Source organism: Streptomyces sp. NPDC008092 (genome assembly GCF_042957285.1).
Classification (GTDB): domain Bacteria; phylum Actinomycetota; class Actinomycetes; order Streptomycetales; family Streptomycetaceae; genus Streptomyces.
Window position 1 is genome coordinate 50065 of sequence record NZ_JBIBHY010000016.1, and the last position, 19885, is coordinate 69949.

Consider the following 19885-nt stretch of genomic DNA (forward strand, 5'->3'; position numbering starts at 1 on the left):
AAAGGCAGATGCCCGCATGCCCGAGTACGAGCACGTCGACTTCTCCGAGCTGGCCCACCGTGCCCGGCGCATGCAGGGCACGGTCGCCGACGCACAGCTGGACCTGCGGAACATCGAGGCCACCGGCCACAGTTCGGACGGCATGGTCAGCGCGACCGTCTCCGCCGAGAGCCGGATCGTGGACCTGCGGATCGACCCGTCGGTGATCGACCCCGACAACCCGGAGCGGCTGGCCCGGCTCGTCGTCGAGGCCGTCGACCGCGCGCACGACATCGTCACGGAGCAGCGCGCCGAGGTCATGTCGGGGATCACCGGCGGCCTGCAGGACATCCTGTCCGGGCTCAACGGCGAGCAGAACGAGAAGAAGCGGACCCCCGTCGTACCGCGCTTCCCCGCGCGCCGCCCCCGGCGATGACCCCGCCCGCGAGCCCGACCGACGAGGAGAACTGATGTCCCGGGTCATCTTCCACCGGCCCGCCAGGGTCGTGCCGCCCCCGCTGCCCACCGATCCGGTGGTGCTCGCCGCGCCGCCGCAGCCGGTCGGCAAGGACAGCAACGGCAGCTGGCTGATGCTGCTGATGCCGTTGCTGTCCAGCATCAGCATGGCCGCCTACCTGATGTCCGGCGGCCGCCGCATGCTGGTCCTGCTCGGCATCGCGTTCGTCGTGATGTCCATCGGCGTCACCGTCGGCGTGCGGATGCAGATGCGCGGGCAGGCCCGCAAGCAGAAGCTGCGCGCCCGCGACCGCTACCTGGACCACCTGGTCGAGGTGCGGCGGACCGCCCACCAGGTGGCGGAGAGCCAGCGCACCGTCGCCGCCTGGCAGTTCCCCTCACCGCGCCGGCTCTGGGCGATCGCGGCCCAGCGCCGCCGGGTGTGGGAACGCCGGGTGACCGACGCCGACTTCCTCAAGGTGTCCGTGGGCACGGGCAACGCACCGCTGTCCACGCCCATCCGGATGTCCACCCGCAACGACCCGACGGTGGAGTACGACCCCCGCGCCAAGACGGCGGCGGACCGGCTGGTCGACTCGATGTCCGTGGTCGGCGACCAGCCGGCCGTACTGGACCTGGCGAAGGCCGGTGTGGTCAGCGTGCTCGGGCCGCCCAAGGCGGCCCGCGAGGCCGTGCGCGCCCTGCTCTGCCAGATCGCCGTACTGCACGCGCCCGACGACGTGGGCATCGCCGTTGCGACCGGCGGCGAGGACTGGAACTGGGCCAAGTGGCTGCCGCACACCCATGAACCCGACACCACCGGCGAGGCCGGCGTGGTGCCGCTGGTCGCCGAGGACTTCGAAGGCATCGCCGACCATCTCCAGCAGACCCTGGAGGCGGCCGCCCAGCAGCCGTCCCGCCGGCCGTCCCTGACCGACCGGGACGGTCCGGACACCCGGCGCCGCCTGGTCGTTGTCCTCGACCGCTACCTGCCGCGGGCGGCCTGGGCCCGCTCGCCGCTCGCCGCCGAACTCCTCGCCGCGGCCGGCCCGCAGAGCGCGCTCACCGTGATCTGCCTGGTGGAGCACGAGAACGACGAGCCCACCCGGGCCGACGTCCGGGTGCGCCTCGACGCGCACGGCGCCGTCACCGTGGAGGGCCGCCGCGCCGACGCCCGCTCCGCGGTCGAATCGGCCGTCGCGGCCCGCGCGGAACTGCCGTTGTGCGAGGCCGTCGCCCGCGCACTCGCCCCGCTCACGCTCTCCGCTGAGGGCGAGGAGATCCTCGCCCAGACCATGTCGCTGCCCAGCATGCTGGGCATCTCCGACCTGGAGAACTTCAGCCCCGAATCGCTCTGGGTCGATGCGCAGGACGAGGAGGTGCTGCGCATGCCGATCGGGTTCGACAGCAGTGGCCGGCAACTCGTCCTGGACCTCAAGGAGTCCGCGCAGGGCGGCATGGGCCCGCACGGCCTGGTCGTCGGCGCCACCGGCTCCGGCAAGAGCGAGCTGCTGCGCACCCTGGTCACCGGCCTGACCATGACCCACTCGCCGGAACTGCTCAGCCTGGTCCTGGTCGACTTCAAGGGCGGCGCGACCTTCGCCGGCGTCACCGACCTCCCGCACGTGGCAGGCCTGATCACCAACCTGGTGGACGAGGTCGCCCTGGTCGACCGGGTCAAGGACGCCCTCGTCGGCGAACAGCAGCGGCGCCAGAAGATGCTCCGCGACGCCGGAAACATCGACAACGTCCGCGAATACCAGCTGCGGCGGGCGGCAGGCGCCACCGGCCCCGACGGGCGCCCGCTGGAACCGCTGCCGTATCTGCTGGTCATCGTGGACGAGTTCGGCGAACTGCTCGCCAACCGCCCCGACTTCATCGAGCTGTTTGTCCAGATCGGCCGGGTCGGCCGCTCCCTGGGCATCCATCTGCTGCTCGCCACCCAGCGACTGGAGGAGGGCCGGCTGCGCGGCCTGGAGGCCAACCTCTCCTACCGGATCTGCCTGCGCACCTTCTCCGCGGCCGAGTCCCGGGTCGTCATCGGCACCCCGGACGCCTACCGGCTGCCGCCGATCCCCGGCTCCGCCTACCTCAAGGTCGCCGAGACCGTCCTGGAACGCTTCCGCGTCGCCCACGTCTCCGGCACCCACCTGTCGGACGAGCAGCGGGCCCTCGCCGCGGGACCGCCGCCCACCGACCCCGTGCACTACGCGCTGCGGCTGCCGCCCGACCCCGACGCGCAGCCGGAGGAGGAGCGCGAGCGGGTGCGGCCCATGCTGGAGGGGCCGAGCGAGATGCAGGTCATCGTCGAACGGCTCGGTACGGCAGGCCAGCTGGCCCACCAGGTGTGGCTGCCCCCGCTGCCGGCGGCGCTGGCCCTGGACGACCTCACCGGACCGGTCGTGGTCCGCCCGGAGCGCGGGATGACTGCCGACTGGTGGTCGCACAAGGGTGGGCTGCGCACCCCGGTCGGCGTCCTGGACGTACCGCTCCAGCAGCTCCAGCAGCCGCTGGTGCCCGACTTCGCGAAGGCCGGCCACCTCGCGGTGGTCGGCGCCCCGCAGTCCGGCAAGAGCACCTTCCTGCGCACCCTGATGCTCTCCACGATGCTGACCCACACCCCCGCCGAGGCGCAGTTCCTCTGCCTGGACTACGGCGGCGGCTCGCTCCAGCCCTTCGAACGGGCCCCCCACGTCAGCGGGGTGGCCGGCCGGCACGACCCGGCCCGCGCCCGGCGTGCGCTCGCCGAGATCCTGCAGCTGATCGCCGAGCGGGAACGGCTCTTCCGTCACCTCGGCATCGACTCCGCCGACGAGTTCCGGCGGCTGCGCAACACCGACCGGCTGCCCAAGGGCATGCGCACGGCCGACGTCTTCCTGGTGATCGACAACTGGGGTGCGGTGCGCGGCGAGATGGAGGGCATCGACGCGACCCTCCTGGACATCGCCGGCCGCGGCCTCGGCGTCGCCGTCCACCTGGTGCTGACCGCGGGCCGCTGGGCGGACATCCGCACGGCGCTGCGCGACGCCATCTCGGCCCGGCTCGAACTGCGCCTCAACGACCCGGGCGACTCGGAGATCAACCGGCGCGCGGCCCGCGCCTTCGGGCTCTCCGTACCCGGCCGCGGCATGGCCCCGCCCGGAATCCAGCTCCAGGTCGCCCTGCCCCGCCTCGACGGCAGGGACACCACCGACGGACTCGCCGACGCGCAGGAGGAGGCGATCGGCAAGCTCGCGGCCTCCTGGTCCGGTGACGTCGCCCCGCCGATCCGGATGCTGCCCGAGCGGCTCACCAGTGCCGACCTGGCCGGCCGGATCCGCGAGGACGACACCACCCCGGGCGTGCCGGTCGGCATCGCCGAGGCCGACCTCGCCCCGGTGCGCGTGGACCTCACCGACACCGACCCGCACTTCCTGGTCTTCGGCGACGCCGGCTGCGGCAAGTCCACCTTCCTGCGCGGCTGGATGAAGGGTCTCGCGGCCCGGCGCTCCGCGTTCGAGACACGCTTCATCGTCGTCGACTACCGGCGGGCCCTGATGGGCGCGGTGGACGAGGAGTACATCGGCGCCTACATCGGCGACGCCAACGCCGCCCAGGTCTACGTCGCGCAGGTCGTCGCCAAGCTCACCGAACGGCTGCCCCCGCCCGACGTGACCATGGAGCAACTACGCAGCCGCGACTGGTGGACGGGCCCGGAGTTCTACGTGGTGGTCGACGACTACGACCTGGTCGCGGGCGGCCGTACGTCACCGCTCAATCCACTGCTGGACTTCCTGCCGCAGGCCCGTGAGATCGGCCTGCACCTGGTGGTGGCCCGCCGGGTCGCCGGCAGCGCCCGCGGCTCGATGTCCGAGCAACTGCTCACGCGGGTGAAGGAGTTGGGCACGGCCGGCCTCGTCCTGTCCGGCGACCCGCGCGAGGGCGCGGTGCTCGGCAGCGAACGCGCGGCCCAGCGCCCGCCCGGCCGCGGCGTCCTCGTCGGCCGGCAGACGCCGCCGACCCTGATCCAGGTCGCCCTGGACGGGTGAGGAGCGGCCCCGGCGGGACGGAGGGGCAGCGGCAGACGTTCATCTCCGCAGAACCTCCGCCTCCCGGGTGATCGCTACGCTCCGCCGCATGGCAGCACACCCGCTGGCTCCGGCCGCCGGCCCGCCGCACCCGCCGCCCACCGGCCACCGGCCACGAGAGCGGTCGGTCCCAGGGCCGCGGTACGGATGCACGGATGCGCCGGGCGGCGGCCGGGTGGGCCGGGCCGGCGGGGGGCCGTGCCCTGCCGGGCAGCGGGGCGCCGGTGGCGCACGTGAGCGCGGACCTGCCGGAGACGGGCTCGGACCCGCCGGAGACGGGCTCGGCCCCGGCGGGCGAGTCGGCTCTGCCGGAGGGGGACCTCCCGGTCACGGACGACGCGACAGCTCCGAGGCGCGCGGACGCCCCCGTCGGCGTGGCGGACGGGGGCGTGGACGAGGACGGCGCGCGGCGGTGCCTCCGGCGGGGACCGGCTGGGTGCGCTCTGCACGACGCGCTGCACGCCCCGCGTACCGGCGGGGGCGGCGCGTGGGCGCTCGCGGTGCCGGCCGGGGTCCGGGCAGCCGACGACGTCGTGGCGCTGCGGTGGGGCCGTACCGCGGCCCTGGGGCCGACCGCTCTCGTGGGCGTGGCCGATGGGCGGCGGGCCGCCGGGCGGACGTCGTGCCGGGCGGCGCGGACGGGACCCGGCCGATCCCGGTGTCGCCGGTCAACTGCCGTGTTTCCGGGGCATGGTGGGGACGGGTGCCGTGGGCGCGCTCGATGCTTCGGGGGCCTGCTCCCGCCGTGGCGGCGCCCGAGTGCGGGTCGCGGCGGGGGAGTGCGGTGCCGGGCGGAGCCGCTGCGGACGAGGTCCCGGCGTCGTGGATCAGTGCGGCGCGACCGACCGCACGGCGGCGGGGCGTCGCCCCGGATGCCGCTGCGCCTGGGCCGGGAGGCCGCGCCGCGCCCGCAGCGTCGCCCCGTTGCGGTCGCCCAGAGCCTCGCGCAGGGCGCGCAGGGCGTTGTGGGTACGGGACTTGACCGTGCCCTCCGGGACGTTGAGCACCTCCGCCGCGTGCCGGACCGGCTGGTGCAGGAAGTAGACCTGGGCCAGCACCGCGCGGTGCGTGGCGGACAGTCCGGCGAGCGCGGTGCGCAGCACCTGGCGGTCGAGGACCTGCTCCAGCGGTTCCCCCGTCACCGGTATCGACTCCAGCGGATCGTCCTCCACCTCGGTGGGGCGCGACGAGCGGGCCCGCAGCATGTCGATGGCCAGCCGACGGGACACCGTCAGCAGCCACGGCCGTGCCGCGCGCGGGTCGTCGGGCAGGATGTCCAGATTGCGCCAGGCGCGCAGCATGGTCTCCTGGACGAGGTCCTCCGCCGTCTGCCGGTCGCCCTGCGTCCAGCCGAGCAGGCTGCGCATCAGGGAGTTCCTGTTGACGTCGTAGAGCATCCGCATCTTCTGCTCCGCGGACCCGGGGGCGGGGAACGCCTGCGGTGCGGAGGTGTACGCCTTGGGTGCGAGTGCCGTCGTCATGAGCTGCCCCATCTGTTGCCGACCGATGGAACGAGCCTGCGGCAGCGCCGGTACGGAGACATCCGTGAGCCTCACTGAGATCCCGGAGGCTCCAGGGACCGGCCGACTCAGTGAGCCGGGGGCGGCCGTGTGACCGATCCCGCTGTTTCCCCAGGCGTCATCTGAAACGGAGTGGGACCTAACAGAAAGGCTCTAGAGTCATGAACATGCTCGGGCAACAGCTGCATCCGGTGATCGGCCGGGAAGCGGAGCAGGCCACCTTGGACCGGTTGGTCTCCGATGTCGTCGCAGGTCGCGGCGGGAGTCTGCTGATCGAGGGTGAGCCGGGCATCGGTAAGTCGACTTTGCTTGCGCACGCCCTGGCCAAGGCTCGTGCGGCCGGCTGCGAGGTGTCGGCCGGGCAGTGCGACGAGCTGGGCCGGCGACTGCCGTTGTCCGTCATGACACGGCTCCTGGAGATAGACACCGGCTCGCCCGATCCCCGCCGCGCGGAGGCGGCGCGCTCCCTGGAACAGCCGCAGCAGGCGGCCGGCTGGACGATGCGGCTGCTCGCCGGGGACCCGGTGGTGGCGGCGACCGAACAACTCCTCGTGCTGGTGGACCGGTTGTGTACGACCGGCCCGCTGGTGCTGGCGGTGGAGGACCTGCACTGGGCCGACGAGGCCAGCCTGCTGATGTGGCGCCGGCTGTGCCGGGCCTCGGTCCAGCTGCCGTTATTGGTCATCGGCACCTGCCGGCCGGTCCCGGGCAACACCGAGTTGGAGCCGCTGCGCCGCGATCTGCGCTCCCGGGGCGGGCAGTTGATCGCACTCGACCGGCTGCCGGAGTCCGAGGTCGCCCTGCTGACCGGGCTGCTGGCGCGCGGCGAACCCGGGCCGGTGCTCGCCGAACGGCTCCGCTCGGCCGCCGGAAACCCGCTCTACGTAAGAGAGTTGCTGGACGCCCTGGCCCGCGTCGGCGCCCTGCGGACCGGGGACGGCCGGGTGGAGCTGACGTCGGCCGGCCGGGACGTGGAGAAGCTCACCGAACTGCGGGACGTGATCGCGGACCGGCTGGCCGGCCTCTCCGCCGACACCCAGGAGGCGCTGCGCGCCGCGTCGTTGCTCGGGCCGGAGTTCTCGGTGCGGGACCTGGCCGCGGCGGCGGGCCGCGGCACCGGCTCCATGCTGGCGGTGGTGGAGGAGGCACTCGGCGCCGCCGTGCTGGAGTCCGCCGGCTCCCGCCTCCGGTTCCGGCACGGCCTGCTGCGGGAGGTGCTGTACGAGGCCATGCCGCCCGCCCTGCGAACGGCCTTCCTGCGACGCGCGGCACAGGAGCTGATGGCCTCCGGGGCCCCCGTGGAGCGGGTGGCCGAGCTGATCCTCCCGGTCCTGGACACGGCCGAGGACCGCGAGTGGGAGTGGCTCGCGGACAACGCCGAGCGACTGGTCGTACGGGCCCCGATCGCCGCCGCGGAACTCCTCGAACACGCCGTGCGCCAGGCGGGCCCGGACGATCCGCGGCTGCCCGTGCTCACCGCCCAACTGGCCGCGCTCTACTTCCGCATGGGCCCGCTGGACCGTGCCGAGGAACTGGCCCGTACCGTACTGCGGCAGGCCGCCGACCCCGAGCTGCTCGGCCGGGTCAGATGGCTGCTCAGCACCATCGGGATGCGCACCGGCCGCTACGAGGCCGTGGTCGAGAACTGGCGCGCCGCCACCGGTGATCCCCGGATCGGACCCGTCTGGCGGGCCCGGCTGCTGGCCCTGGTGGCGCTGGCCCGGCAGCTCCTCGGGCAGATCGGCCGGGCCAGGCTGGCGATGGCCGAGGCGCTGGACGAGGGCCGGAGGCTGAGCGATCCGACCACCGTCGGATACGCCCTGCACGCCGCCTCCGTCATCCGCAGCTGGCACGGCGACCAGGCCGGCGCGCTGGCCCTGAACGACGAGGCGCTCGCGGAGGTCGGCAACGACCCGGACCTCGTCGACCTGCGGCTCATCCTGCTCGGCAAGCGGGCCACCGACCTGGACGGCGTCGACCGCCTCCAGGAGGCGGAGGAGGCGCTCACCCAGGCCCGTACCCTCGCCGAACGGGTCGGCGCGACACGGCTGTCGATGACCCTCGTGCAGGGCGCCGAGCGGTACTACGAGCACGGCCGCTGGGACGACGCGCTGGCGGTGCTGGACGAGGTCACCGACCTTCCGCCGCTGTGGCGGCTGGCCCGCCGCGGTCTCAAGGCGCTGATCAGCGCCCGCCGCGGGCAGTGGGAGGAGGCGGCCGGCTTCCTGGAGGCTCCGGCCGCCGGTGGCCGGGTTCCGGGGCAGGGACCCGTCGCCGCGGGACACCTGCTGCTGGCCCGCGGCCTCGGCGCCGAACGGGCCGGCCGGCTCCCGGAGGCTGTCGAGGTGCTCATGGGGCTGATGGCCGAGACCTACGCGCACGACCTGGGGAACCACCCGGAGTGGCTGCCCGCCCTGGTCCGGCTGGCGCTGGCCGCCGAGGACCGGCAGTCCGCGAGCGCCGCCGGGATCGCCGCCCGGCAGGCCGCCGACCGCCGGCCGCGGCCGCGGACCCGGGCCGCCGCCGACTGGTGTGCCGGGCTGCTCGACCAGGACCCGTCCCGGCTGCTTGCCGCCGTCGGCTACCAGCGGGGCGCCGGCCGGCAGCCGGATCTCGCCAACGCCCTGGAGGACCTCGCCGTGGTCCAGGCCGCGTCCGGGGACCTGGACGCGGCCCGCGCCTCGTTCGGTGAGGCCCTCGCGGTCTGTGCCGAGCTGGGCGCGGACTGGGACGCCCGCCGGGCCGCCGCCAGGCTGCGCCCCTGGGGCGTGCGCGCCGGCAGCCGCGCCCCGCACGTGCGGCCGTCGTTCGGCCTGGAGGCGCTGACCGCGACCGAACGGCGCGTCGCCGACCTGGTCGCCGAGGGCCTGTCCAACCCCGACATCGCCGCCCGGCTGCTGCTCTCGCGGCGCACCGTGGAGACCCATGTCTCGCACATCCTCACCAAGTTGCAGGTGCGTTCCCGGCGCGAGGTCGGCGCCGTCGCGGACCCCGGCCCCGGCAGACCGGACAGGCAGGGCTGACGGGGCACGCGGGTGCCGGGCGGAGCGACGGCAGCTCGTGGACGCCGTGGTTCGTCTTGCCGGTGACGGCCCGCTCCCGCGACCGCATCGCCTTCGCGTTCGCGCTGTGGCGCGGGAACCCCGCCGGCCGGCCTCGGGGCAGCCGTCGTTCGCACTCCACCAAAGGTAGGAACCGGGTCCGGCCGCCCGACAGGTCCCCGTTCGGGGATCTGTGCCTGTCCTCGCGGCACCGCCGTACGGTGTCGCTGCACCCTCCCAACTCGCCTGCGCTGTAAGGCACTTCATCCTCGTGCCCGGCCCGGCGCCGCGCACGTTCCCGCCCGCAGTACCCGGTGTGCATCCACGCCGCGGCCCGCCCCCAGGAGGTACCGCGTGACCAGCATCCCCACCGAGGCCGTGACCCTCGACAGCGCCGGCGGCAGCCGGTTGTACGAGCAGGCGGACGAACTCCGCGCCGCCGGACCCGCCGTGCGCGTGCGGCTGCCCGAGGGCGTCGTCGCCTGGTCGGTCACCCGCGGAGACGTCGCCAAGCGGCTCCTCGTCCATCCGCACGTCTCCAAGGACGCCCGCAAGTCCTGGCCCGGGCACCGGCCCGGCGCCGTCCCGTGGCTCTATCCCTGGGTCGACGTGATCAGCATGTTCACCTCCGACGGCGACGACCACGCGCGGCTGAGGCAGCTGCTCGGCCGGGCGTTCACCCCGCGCCGGATCGAAGAGCTGCGGCCCGTGATCGAGGCGATCGTGACCGACCTCCTGGACGCCCTGGCGGCCCGTGGCACCGAGCGGCGCGTCGACCTGCGCGCCGGGTTCGCGCACGGCGTGCCCACCCGGGTCATCTGCGACCTGTTCGGTGTCCCGGCGGACCAGCGGCCCGAGATGCTCCGCATCATGGGCGCGGTGTTCGCCACCGACGTCACGCCCGAGCACTCCGCGGCCGTCGCCAACGACCTCTACGGCGCGATGCGGACCCTCGTCGAGGCCAAGCGCCGCGCCCCCGCCGACGACCTGACCAGCGTGCTCCTGACCGCCCACGAGGAGGACGGCGACCGGCTCAGCGAGACGGAACTCATCTCCACCCTCATCGCGATGATCGGCGGCGGCAGCGAGACCACCGTCTCCCTGATCGACGCCGCCGTACGCGAACTCCTCACCCACCCGGACCAGTTGGCCGCCGTCCTCGCCGAACCGGCCCGCTGGACGGACGTGATCGACGAGGCGCTGCGGCTGCACCCGCCGATCATGCACCTGCCGATGCGGTTCGCGACCGAGGACATCGACCTCGGCGAGGGCGTCACCGTGCGGGCCGGCGACGCGATCCTGATCGGCTTCGGCGCCCACGGCCGCGACCCGGGCCTCCACGACGACCCGGCCGCCTTCCACATCGACCGCGCCGACAAGCAGCACCTGGCCTTCGGCCACGGCATCCACTACTGCGTCGGCGCCCCGCTCGGCAGGCTCGAAGCCGAGATCGCCCTGCCGGCCCTGTTCGCCCGCTTCCCCCGGCTGGCCCTCTCCATCGCCCCCGACGACCTCGAACCCCAGCACTCCTTCATCGGCAACGACCTCGCCGAACTGCCCGTGATCCTGGGCCCCATCGCATAGCGGAGGCCCTTCGGCGGAGACGGGGACGAGCGCCGGAGAACACAACAGTGCGGTGCCACCCCGGCCCGGCTCCCGGCAGCCGGGGTGGCACCGCACTGTCGGTTCCCCGACGCGTCAGACCGCCCTCGCCTCGGCGATACGCATGGTGCCGGAGGTCTCCGTCATGCCGGTGAACCGGAAACCGGCGGCGTCGAGGAGCGCGGACAGCTCGCCCTCCGTGCGTTCACGGCCACGGGTGAGGGCCAGCATGATGACGTCCATCGTGAGCGCCGCAGGGGCCGGCCGCTCCTCGGGCAGGACGTTCTCGATGACGAGCAGGGCGGCGCCGGGGGCGGCCGCCTTCCGTATCGTCGCGAGGATCCGCGCGGTCCGTTCGTCGTCCCAGTTGTGCAGGACGTGCATCAGGACGTAGGCGTCGGCGGCGGGCACCTCGTCGAAGAAGTCCCCGGCCCGCAGCGCGAGGCGCGGGTGGTCCGGGAAGCCCAGGGCCTCGATGACGCCCGGCTGGTCGAAGAGGACGCCCTCGGCGTCGGGCACGGCGTCCAGGATGCCGCGCAGCAGGTGCCCCCGGCCGCCGCCGATGTCGGCGACGACGCCGAACGGCGAGAAGTCGTAGGCGCCGACGACCGCCGGGACGTCGGCTGCCGCCTTGGAGGTCATGGCGCGGTCGAAGATCTCGGAGTCGCCGGGCCGTTCCTGCAGATAGGCCCAGAGCCCGCCGGACTGGAGCACCTCGATGGCGGGCTCCCCGGTCATGACGGTGTGCCGGAGCAGCGCGAGGCTGTCCAGGTGCAGCGGCAGTCCCATCAGGCGGAGCAACGGGCGCGCGCTCATCGGGTGGTCCGCACGCAGCACGCGGGACGCGTCGGTGTGCGCGTACCCGCCGTCCCGCTCCTCGAAGACGCCGTACGAGGCGAGCAGCCGCAGCACCCGGTCGAGCGCGCCCGGAGCGGCCCCGCAGGCCGCCGCGAGCTTGCCGACGGACACCGGCTCGTCGTCGATCCGGTCGGCGACACCGATCTCGGAGACGACCTGCAGACAGCGCGCGGGGTAGGCGCCGTAGGCGAGCGAGTGGATCATCTCGGGGGATTGCTGGGTCATGACGGGCAGGGCTCCCTCTCGTCGGTGGCCGGGCACGTCCGGATCGCGTGGGACAAGAAGGTAGGAGCGGAGCCCCGACGTCCGACAGGTCTTCGTTCGGGGATCTGTCGGTGTCCCCGTGGTGCGGCCCTACGGTGTCGACCGGCATCAGCCAGGGCCGCGGCACGCTTCCGGGCCCGGACCCCGGACCGAGAGGCGGCCGATGAGTTCGCACCGCAACGGGTTCGACCGCGGCAGGGTGACCGTGCCCGCCGGAGAACCAGCCCTGTACGACGCGGAGTCGCCCGGCATCGCGGGCAGCGCGCCGTCGGCGCCGGCCGGACGGGGGCCGGCCCGTGTCTAGCACCGCCCGTGTCCTCTTCGTGCCCGGCGCCGCCGCGTGGGGGCCGTACAACGCGCTGCGGGCGATGGCCGAGGTGGTCCGCGAGCGCGGCCTGCGGCCCGTGTTCGCGATGGACCGCAGCTTCCGCGGAGTTGCCGTCGCGCACGGCTTCGACGAGGAGGTGTACGACGCCTCGCCCCCGCCCGCCGACCCGGCCGCGGGCGGCCCCGCCATGTGGGCCGCCTGGGTGCGGGAGAACGCCGTGCACTTCCGCGGCTCCACCCTGGAACAGCTGCGCACGGTGATCCGGCCGCAGTGGGCCGAGCTGGCGCGGGCCGCAGAGTACGCGCACCCCCGGCTCCGCGCCATCATCGACGAGGTCCGGCCCGATCTGATCGTGGTGGACAACGTCGGCGCCGACCCCTCGGTCGCGGCGTCCGGCATCCCCTGGGTGCGGTCGGTCTCCGCGAACCCGCTGGAGCTGGCCGACCCGGAGCTGCCGCCCGCCTTCTCCGGCTACCCGCTCGGCGACCGCTCCGGCTGGGACGCCTTCCGCGCCGAGTACGCGGCCCTGCACACCGGCCTGCACGCCGAGTTCGACGCCTACTGCACGGCCCAGGGCGCCCCGCCCCTGGAACCGCTGCGGTTCTCCTACGACTCGCCCTGGCTCAACCTGTACACCTACCCGAGCGCCCTCGACTACCCGCGCCCGGCCGCATTCGCCCGCCGCTGGCACCGCCTCGACACCGTGGTCCGCACCGGCGAGCGCACGTTCAAGGTGGCCGACCACCTGCCCGGCACCGGCCCCGTCCTCTACCTCTCCCTCGGCTCCCTCGGTTCCCTGGACACCCGGCTCCTCCAGCACCTGGTGGACGTCGTCGCCCGCACCGGCCACCGCACGATCGTCTCCATGGGCCCCTGCCACCACGAGGTCACCCTCGGCCCGAACATGTACGGCGAGCCGTTCCTGCCGCAGCCCCGCGTCCTGCCCGAGTGCGACCTCCTCATCACCCACGGCGGCAGCAACACCCTGGGCGAGGGCGTCGCCGCGGGCCTGCCGATGATCGTCCTCCCGCTCTTCTGGGACCAGTACGACAACGCCCAGCGCGTCGCCGACCTCGGGTTCGGCGTCCGGACGGACACCTACGGCTTCGACCCCGACGCCCTGGTCGCCGCCATCGGGGAACTGCTCGCCGACGACGGCCGCCGGCAGCGCCTCGCGGAGGTCCGCGAGAACATCCGCCGCGCCCCCGGCCGCGAGACCGGCGGCACCCTGATCGCCGACCTGGCCGAGTCGCTGACCGGGGTACGACGATGAGCCCGCCCGCCCCCCTGCGCCTGGCCCTCGCCCAACTCGACGTCCACGTGGGCGACTTGTCCGGCAACCTGGCCGCACTGCGCCGCTGGACCGACCGGGCGCGCGACGAGGGCGCCGAACTCGTGGTCACCCCGGAGCTGTCGGTCTGCGGCTACCCGCCCGAGGACCTCCTCCTCAAGGCGCACTTCCTGCGCGACTGGCGGGCCGCCCTCGACGAGTTCGCCCGCGGCACCTCCGGGATCGTCGCGCTCGTCGGCTTCCCCGAACGGGACGGCGCCGTCCACAACTCCCTGGCCGTGGTGGCCGACGGCGCGGTCCGGGCCGTGTACCGCAAGCAGCGGCTGCCCGACTACGCCGTCTTCGACGAACGGCGCTACTTCACCGACGGCGACGCACCCGGACTGCTCGACTACGGCGGCACCGGTCTCGCCCTCTCCGTCTGCGAGGACATCTGGGCGGACGGACCGCCCCTGCCCGGCCCCGCCCCCGCCGTCGACCTCGTCGTCAACGCCTCCGCGTCCCCCTACCACCGGGGCAAGGGCCGCGAGCGCGAGCGGATGCTCGCCCAGCGCGCCCGGGACCGGCGCGCCGCCGTCGCGTTCTGCAACCTCGTCGGCGGCCAGGACGAGCTGGTCTTCGACGGCCACTCCGTCGTCCTCGACCACCGCGGCGAAGTCCTCGCCAGGGCACCGCAGTTCGAGGAGGCCTTGCTGCACGTCGACCTCGACGTCGAGACGGCGCGCGCCGCCCGGTTTCAACCCAGGTGCTCCCGAAGCACACGTGAGCCGCACGAACCTGCCCCGGCCCGCCCCCGCCACGCCCCCACCGGCCCGCCCGGCCCCCTCCGTCGCGCCGGTCCTGGACGAACTGGCGGAGGTGCGACCCGGATCCGGCCGCACCAGACACCCGCCGGGACCCGGCTCCCGGACGGCACGTCCTACGCGTCGTACGGGGTGACCTTCAGCGACCACGCCGGCACCCACGTCGACGCCCCGAACCACATCGACCCGGCCGCCGGCGCCGCCGCGATCGACGAGCTGCCGCTGACCGCGTTCTGCGGCCCGGGGATCTGCCTGGACCTCGCCGCGGACACCGGCCCGGTCACCCGGCCACGGCTGGCGGCGGCGCCGGCCGCGAGCGGCCTGCCCCTGCTGCCCGGGGACGTCCTGCTCCTGCACACGGGCGTGGCGGACCGGGAGGGCGGCACCGACCCGTACCTCACCGACCACCGCGGTCTGGACGAGGGCGCCTGCCGCTGGGTCGCCGGGTACCGGGTGCGGGCCCTGGGGGTGGACCAGCCCAGCCCCGACGACCCGGACGACTCGGTCACCCCGGCACACACGACGTTCGTGGCCGCCGGAATCCTGATCTACGAGAACCTGGCGAACCTGGGCAGCGTCGCGGGCCGCCGCTTCTGGTTCACGGGTTTCCCGATCCCGCTGCGCGGCGGCACCGGGGCCCCGGTCCGTGCCGTGGCCTTCCCGCCGGCCGGCACCTGAGGAGCGGGGGAGCCATACCGCCATGTCCGTCCAACTGATCGCCCCGCGGGGCGTGTTGCACCTGCACGGCTTCCGGCTGCTGCTGCTCGACCGGCTGCTCGCCCCCGCCGCGACGGCCGTCTCGACGGTCGCCGTCTCCTTCGCCGTGCTCGGCCTCACCGGCTCCGTCGCCGACCTCTCGCACGTGCTGGCGGCCCAGATCGCCCCCGCGCTGCTGCTCATGCCGGTCAGCGGGGTGCTCGCGGACCGGTTCGGCGCCCAGTACGTCATCGCCGCGGCCTGTCTGCTCACCGCGTGCTGCGAGGGCACCCTCGCGTTCCTGCTGCTGACCGGGCACCCGCCCATCGGGCAGATCATGCTGCTGGAGGCTGGCACCGGCGCGGCCCTGGCGATGTTCCTCCCGGCCTCGACGGCGCTCCTGCCCCGGCTGGTGCCGGACACGGAACTCCAGCGGGCCAACGCGCTCAGCCGGCTGGTGACGAACGCGGCGACCGTCGGCGGCGGCGCGTTCGCCGGGGCGGCCGTGGCCTCCTTCGGACCCGGCTGGGCGCTGGCCGCGGACGCGGCCGCGATGCTCGCCGCTTGCGTCCCCAACCTCCTGATCCGGACCGCCCCGGCAGCCCGCCGGGCCGCACCCGACCTGTTCGGCGAACTACGGGAGGGCTGGCGGGAGTTCCGCTCGCACACCTGGCTGTGGGTCATCGTCCTGCAGTACTCGCTCGTGTTCATGGCCTGCGCGTGGGGGTACGGCGTGCTCGGTCCCGTGGTCGCCCGGGACAGCCTCGGCGGTTCGACCGCCTGGGGCGAGATCCTGGTCGCCGAGGCGCTCGGACTGGTCGCCGGAGCCTGCGCCGCGACCCGCTTCACCACCCGGCGGCCCATGCTGTTCGTCACCCTGTGCGGAGCCGCGGTCGCCGCCCCCACGCTCGCCCTGGCGCTGCTCCTGCCGCTCTGGCTGATCTGCGCGTTCTCGTTCGGGACCGGAGTGCTGGTGGAACTGATGATGGTCCAGTGGAACGTGGCCATGGCCCGTACCATCCCGGCGGACCGGCTCGCCCGGGTCGGCTCGTACGACATGCTCGGCACGGTGGTCGCCACCCCGTTCGGGACGCTGCTCGCGGGCCCGCTCGCGGCCACCATCGGAATCCGGCCGGCCCAGTTCGCCGCGGTGTTGCTGGCGGTCGCGGTCACCGTCCTCGCCCTGGCACCGAAGGAGATCCGTGCGGAGCCGGGCCGGGCCGGCGCGACCCGCTGACCCGATGGCAGGCATCGCCGATACGCGTTTCCGCCGCGCCGCCCGGCTGCCTAGCGTGACCCGGGTACCGCCCCGGCCCGCAAGCCACCCGTGTGCCACCAGAGGAGCACCGCCATGAGCCAGCCGCCCCGCCGGATCGTCACCGGTCACGACGAGACGGGCACCTCCGTGTTCCTCTCCGACGGCGAACCGCCCGTCATCCGCACCGCGCCCGACGGGGCCGCCTTCTACGAGATGTGGAACACCGACTCCGTACCGGCACCCGTGGCGGCGGACGAGCCCGAGCCCACGGAACGCGACCTGACCGTGCCGCCGGCCCCGGGCGGCACCAAGATCCGCGTCAACGAGTTCCCGCCGGGCTGCGTCTCCCCGACGCACCGGACCCAGACCGTGGACTACGGCATCGTCCTGGCCGGTGAGGTCGTCCTCGTCCTCGACGACTCCGAGCGGGTGCTGCGCGCCGGGGACGTGGTGATCCAGCGCGGCACCGACCACCGCTGGGAGAACCGCACGGACACGGCGGCCCGGATGGCGTTCGTCCTGGTGGACGGCGCGTTCACCGAGCCGCTGCTGAAGGTCCTGGGCCCCGAGGTGCTCGGCTCCCTGCACGGCAGCCCGCTGGCGCCCGGCCGGTCCTGATCCCGGTCGCGAGGGTCCGCCGCCATTCCCAATTTCTGGAACACGTTCTACGGTGTGCGCCGTCAGGACCGCCCTTGGGGAGCCTGGAGGCGCCGTGCACCTCGACCACACGCCCGAGCAGCAGCGGCTGCGCACCGAACTGCGCGCCTACTTCGCCGGCCTGGTGCCGGAGAACGCCTACGCCCGCTACGCGGACCCGGCCGCGCAGAAACGCTTCTACCGGGAGACCGTCCGCCGCCTGGGCACCGACGGCTGGCTCGGCGTGGGCTGGCCCAAGGAGTACGGCGGCCGCGGCCTGACCGCGATGGAACAGTTCATCTTCTTCGACGAGGCCGCCCAGGCCGGCGTACCGCTCCCGCTGATGGCGCTGAACACCGTCGGCCCGACGATCATGCAGTACGGCACCGACGAGCAGAAGTCGTACTTCCTGCCCCGCATCCTCTCCGGCGAGATCGACTTCGCCATCGGCTACAGCGAGCCCGACGCCGGCACCGACCTCGCCGCCCTGAAGACCAGGGCCGTCCGCGACGGCGACGAGTACGTCGTCAACGGCCAGAAGATCTGGACCACGAACGGCGACACCGCCGACTGGGTCTGGCTCGCCACCCGCACCGACCCCGAGGCCCCGCCGCACAAGGGCATCACCATGCTCCTGGTGCCGACCACCGACCCCGGCTACTCCTGCACCGTCATCAACACGCTCGCCTCGCACGACACCACGGCCAGCTACTACGAGGACATCCGCGTCCCCGTCTCCCGCCGGGTCGGCGAGGAGAACCGCGGCTGGCGGCTGATCACCAACCAGCTCAACCACGAGCGCGTCACCCTCGCCGCCCACGGCACCATGGCCATCCGCGCCCTGCACGACGTGCAGCGCTGGGCCATGGAGACCAAGCTCGCCGACGGCCGCCGGGTCGTCGACCTGCCCTGGGTGCGCCGCAACCTCGCCCGCACCCACACCCGCCTCGACGCCATGAAGCTCCTCAACTGGCAGATGGTGAGCGCCGTCCAGGAAGGCACCCTCACCCCGCAGGACGCCTCCGCCGTCAAGGTCTACGGCTCCGAGGCCCGCCGCGACGCCTACGCCTGGCTGATGGAGGTGGCCGGCGCGGCCGGTCCGCTGAAGGAGGGCTCGGCGGGCGCGGTGCTCCACGGCGACCTGGAACGCGGCTACCGCTCGGCGGTCATCTTCACCTTCGGCGGCGGCAACAACGAGATCCAGCGGGAGATCATCTCGTGGATCGGACTGGGGATGCCACGGGTACGGCGCTGACCTCCGTCATGCCGGCGGCAGCCCCCGTCCCTCGCGCAATGCCGCCAGCCTGGCCATCTGCTCGCCCATGCCGCGTGCGCCGGCCAGCGGCGTGCGGACGTGCGGCCAGACGGAGCGCACGAGGCCGACATGCCGAGCACCGCCCAGGGCCACCACGGGGTCGAGGCGCACGATGCCGCGCACCGTCGCCTGTTCCAGCAGGACCTGGCCGGTCACCGCGCCGGCAGCGCCATGCGGTGTGTCGTACGGCTCGATGACGTCGTCGAGGTCGAGTAGCCCGTGACGCGCGGAGAGAATGAGCAGCAGGCCGGGCCGGAGAGCGTCGGCCGCCTTGCGGCATGCCCGGTGGTAGGAGCCCACGTACATGTCCGCCGACCGCGCGGGCGAGCCGAGCTTGCGGCTGCCGCACGGGATGACGACGAGTTGCGGTCCGAAGTGGTCGAGACGGTCGTCCGCGGTCATGTCCGTCGCCTGCCTGTGTCGTCCGGGCCCTCGTACGCCCCGGTTCTCCGTCAAACCACTGCCTCCTGTGGGGATTCCGGGGCGCCGGAACCGGCGCCCCCACGGTCCCAGCGCTCTCCTCGCATCGCTCCATGGCCGTGGAAGCAGCCGTGAGGCGCTCGGATACGGACATGTGTGCCCGGCGCCCACGGCGCAGGGCGTCAGGAGCGTGCGCCGTCGCCCGCGGTGTGTGTGGTGCGGAAGCGGGCCCGGTAGGCCCCCGGGGTGATGCCCAGGTTGCGTGTGAAGGCGCGGCGCAGCGACTCGGGCGACCCGAAGCCGGTGCGCCGGGCCACCGTGGCCATGGGGTCGTCGCCGTCCTCCAGCATCGCCTGGGCGGCTTCCATGCGGACCTGCTCGACATAGCGGGCGGGGGTCGTGCTCATCTCCTCGTGGAACAGGCGTGACATGTGGCGGGTGCTCACCCCCGCCCGGCGGGCCATGGCGGCAAGGGTGTGCGGGGCGGACGGGTCCTCGGCGACCGTGTCCAGGACCCGGCGCAGCATCTCCTGTCTCGCGCGCGGTGTGTGGGTGCGGACACTGAACTGGGACTGACCTCCCGGCCGCTGCATGAACACGACCATGTCCTTGGCCACGGCACGGGCGACATCGGCGCCGAGGTGCTCCTCGACGAGGGCGAGCGCGAGGTCGATGCCCGAGCTGACGCCGGCCGAGGTCATGATGTGGCCGTCGCGCACGAACAGGGCGTCCGCCTCCACGGTCACCCGCGGATAGCGCAGGGCCAGCTGGTCGGCGAAACGCCAGTGCGTGGTCGCCCGGCGTCCGTCGAGCAGTCCGGCCGCGGCGAGGAGGAAGGCCCCGGTACAGACGGACGCGGTGCGGCAGCCGAGTGCGTCGAGCGCCCGTATCGCGTCCAGCAGGGCGTCGTCCTTGACGAGGGAGGGCCACTCGGGGCCGCCGGGGACGACGACCACGTCGCCGGCCTCGTGCACCTGCGCGGCAGCCAGGTCGACGCGCAGTCCGGTCCCGGCGGCGGTGACCACGTCGGCGCCGTCCGGGGAGACCGTGCGCACGCGGTAACGGCCGCCGAAGTCGTTGGCCGTCGTGAACACCTCGATCGGGCCGGTGACGTCGAGCAGCCGTACGCCCGGGAAGACCAGCACGGTCACCAGGAGCGGCTTCCTGCCTGACGGCCTGTCCTTCATCGTGTGCCTCCCGGTCGGACTGGGACCCACGGCGGTGGACACCATCATCCGCCCGGCGTCGCGCCGCCCGCGCCCGTACCGGGCCTCGCCGGCGTCCGCGCGGGACGATGCCGCCCTCCGTCGTGTGCCGAGGTGCCGGGTGCCGGCGCCTCACCCGCCATCAG

14 protein-coding genes are annotated in these 19885 nt (G+C 74.0%); 10 read left to right on the plus strand and 4 right to left on the minus strand.

The window, feature by feature from the left end; all coding sequences use genetic code 11:
* The first annotated feature begins 16 nt into the window (after positions 1 to 16).
* Positions 17 to 415 carry a YbaB/EbfC family nucleoid-associated protein gene (locus ACFZB3_RS39805; protein ID WP_391385678.1) on the plus strand — a complete coding sequence of 133 codons (399 nt, stop codon included), beginning with the start codon at positions 17 to 19 and terminating at the stop codon, positions 413 to 415.
* 34 nt (positions 416 to 449) lie between these two features.
* The gene (gene eccCa / locus ACFZB3_RS39810; protein WP_391385681.1) at positions 450 to 4463 is read left to right on the plus strand and encodes a type VII secretion protein EccCa; all 4014 of its coding nucleotides are present in this window, start codon (positions 450 to 452) and stop codon (positions 4461 to 4463) included.
* A gap of 866 nt (positions 4464 to 5329) precedes the next feature.
* Here eccCa and ACFZB3_RS39815 read toward each other — a convergent pair.
* Positions 5330 to 5983 (minus strand): sigma-70 family RNA polymerase sigma factor, encoded by a 654-nt coding sequence (locus ACFZB3_RS39815; RefSeq protein ID WP_391385684.1) that lies wholly within the window; start codon positions 5981 to 5983, stop codon positions 5330 to 5332.
* A 206-nt stretch (positions 5984 to 6189) separates the two neighbouring features.
* Here ACFZB3_RS39815 and ACFZB3_RS39820 point away from each other — a divergent pair, with 206 nt between their 5' ends.
* Positions 6190 to 9045, plus strand: a complete 2856-nt coding sequence (locus ACFZB3_RS39820) for an AAA family ATPase (protein ID WP_391385687.1) — start codon at positions 6190 to 6192, stop codon at positions 9043 to 9045.
* Positions 9046 to 9417: 372 nt separating this feature from the next.
* Positions 9418 to 10647 (plus strand): cytochrome P450, encoded by a 1230-nt coding sequence (locus ACFZB3_RS39825; RefSeq protein WP_391385689.1) that lies wholly within the window; start codon positions 9418 to 9420, stop codon positions 10645 to 10647.
* Positions 10648 to 10761: 114 nt separating this feature from the next.
* Here ACFZB3_RS39825 and ACFZB3_RS39830 read toward each other — a convergent pair whose 3' ends face one another.
* Positions 10762 to 11748, minus strand: a complete 987-nt coding sequence (locus ACFZB3_RS39830) for a methyltransferase (RefSeq protein ID WP_391385692.1) — start codon at positions 11746 to 11748, stop codon at positions 10762 to 10764.
* A gap of 202 nt (positions 11749 to 11950) precedes the next feature.
* Between ACFZB3_RS39830 and ACFZB3_RS39835 the strand changes: the two genes are divergently transcribed.
* The 6 genes from ACFZB3_RS39835 (at position 11951) to ACFZB3_RS39860 (ending at position 18054) form a co-directional block, all read left to right on the plus strand.
* Positions 11951 to 12091 carry a hypothetical protein gene (locus tag ACFZB3_RS39835; RefSeq protein WP_391385694.1) on the plus strand — a complete coding sequence of 47 codons (141 nt, stop codon included), beginning with the start codon at positions 11951 to 11953 and terminating at the stop codon, positions 12089 to 12091.
* Entirely contained in the window at positions 12084 to 13388 is a 1305-nt protein-coding gene (locus ACFZB3_RS39840; RefSeq protein ID WP_391385697.1) for a nucleotide disphospho-sugar-binding domain-containing protein, read from the plus strand. Before ACFZB3_RS39835 ends, ACFZB3_RS39840 begins: the two co-directional genes overlap by 8 nt.
* Positions 13385 to 14887 (plus strand): nitrilase-related carbon-nitrogen hydrolase, encoded by a 1503-nt coding sequence (locus ACFZB3_RS39845; protein ID WP_391385700.1) that lies wholly within the window; start codon positions 13385 to 13387, stop codon positions 14885 to 14887. Before ACFZB3_RS39840 ends, ACFZB3_RS39845 begins: the two co-directional genes overlap by 4 nt.
* A 22-nt stretch (positions 14888 to 14909) precedes the next feature.
* Positions 14910 to 16142, plus strand: a complete 1233-nt coding sequence (locus ACFZB3_RS39850; protein ID WP_391385702.1) for an MFS transporter — start codon at positions 14910 to 14912, stop codon at positions 16140 to 16142.
* A gap of 114 nt (positions 16143 to 16256) precedes the next feature.
* A complete protein-coding gene (locus ACFZB3_RS39855; RefSeq protein ID WP_391385705.1) occupies positions 16257 to 16781 on the plus strand; it encodes a cupin domain-containing protein in 525 nt (174 codons plus the stop codon).
* Positions 16782 to 16875: 94 nt separating this feature from the next.
* Positions 16876 to 18054, plus strand: a complete 1179-nt coding sequence (locus ACFZB3_RS39860; protein WP_391385708.1) for an acyl-CoA dehydrogenase family protein — start codon at positions 16876 to 16878, stop codon at positions 18052 to 18054.
* Between the two features lie 6 nt (positions 18055 to 18060).
* Here ACFZB3_RS39860 and ACFZB3_RS39865 read toward each other — a convergent pair whose 3' ends face one another.
* The gene (locus tag ACFZB3_RS39865) at positions 18061 to 18516 is read right to left on the minus strand and encodes a DUF6884 domain-containing protein (RefSeq protein WP_391385711.1); all 456 of its coding nucleotides are present in this window, start codon (positions 18514 to 18516) and stop codon (positions 18061 to 18063) included.
* 200 nt (positions 18517 to 18716) lie between these two features.
* Positions 18717 to 19721 (minus strand): DJ-1/PfpI family protein, encoded by a 1005-nt coding sequence (locus ACFZB3_RS39870; RefSeq protein ID WP_391385715.1) that lies wholly within the window; start codon positions 19719 to 19721, stop codon positions 18717 to 18719.
* Positions 19722 to 19885: the final 164 nt, after the last annotated feature.

Excerpts from the sequence above, each read along its gene's own strand:
- ACFZB3_RS39845 (WP_391385700.1), top strand. The coding sequence starts at position 13,385 with ATGAGCCCGCCCGCCCCCCTGCGCCTGGCCCTCGCCCAACTCGACGTC.
- ACFZB3_RS39830 (WP_391385692.1), bottom strand. The coding sequence starts at position 11,748 with ATGACCCAGCAATCCCCCGAGATGATCCACTCGCTCGCCTACGGCGCC.
- eccCa (WP_391385681.1), top strand. The coding sequence starts at position 450 with ATGTCCCGGGTCATCTTCCACCGGCCCGCCAGGGTCGTGCCGCCCCCG.
- ACFZB3_RS39865 (WP_391385711.1), bottom strand. The coding sequence starts at position 18,516 with ATGACCGCGGACGACCGTCTCGACCACTTCGGACCGCAACTCGTCGTC.
- ACFZB3_RS39850 (WP_391385702.1), top strand. The coding sequence starts at position 14,910 with ATGTCCGTCCAACTGATCGCCCCGCGGGGCGTGTTGCACCTGCACGGC.
- ACFZB3_RS39820 (WP_391385687.1), top strand. The coding sequence starts at position 6,190 with ATGCTCGGGCAACAGCTGCATCCGGTGATCGGCCGGGAAGCGGAGCAG.
- ACFZB3_RS39870 (WP_391385715.1), bottom strand. The coding sequence starts at position 19,721 with ATGAAGGACAGGCCGTCAGGCAGGAAGCCGCTCCTGGTGACCGTGCTG.
- ACFZB3_RS39855 (WP_391385705.1), top strand. The coding sequence starts at position 16,257 with ATGAGCCAGCCGCCCCGCCGGATCGTCACCGGTCACGACGAGACGGGC.
- ACFZB3_RS39815 (WP_391385684.1), bottom strand. The coding sequence starts at position 5,983 with ATGACGACGGCACTCGCACCCAAGGCGTACACCTCCGCACCGCAGGCG.
- ACFZB3_RS39835 (WP_391385694.1), top strand. The coding sequence starts at position 11,951 with ATGAGTTCGCACCGCAACGGGTTCGACCGCGGCAGGGTGACCGTGCCC.
- ACFZB3_RS39805 (WP_391385678.1), top strand. The coding sequence starts at position 17 with ATGCCCGAGTACGAGCACGTCGACTTCTCCGAGCTGGCCCACCGTGCC.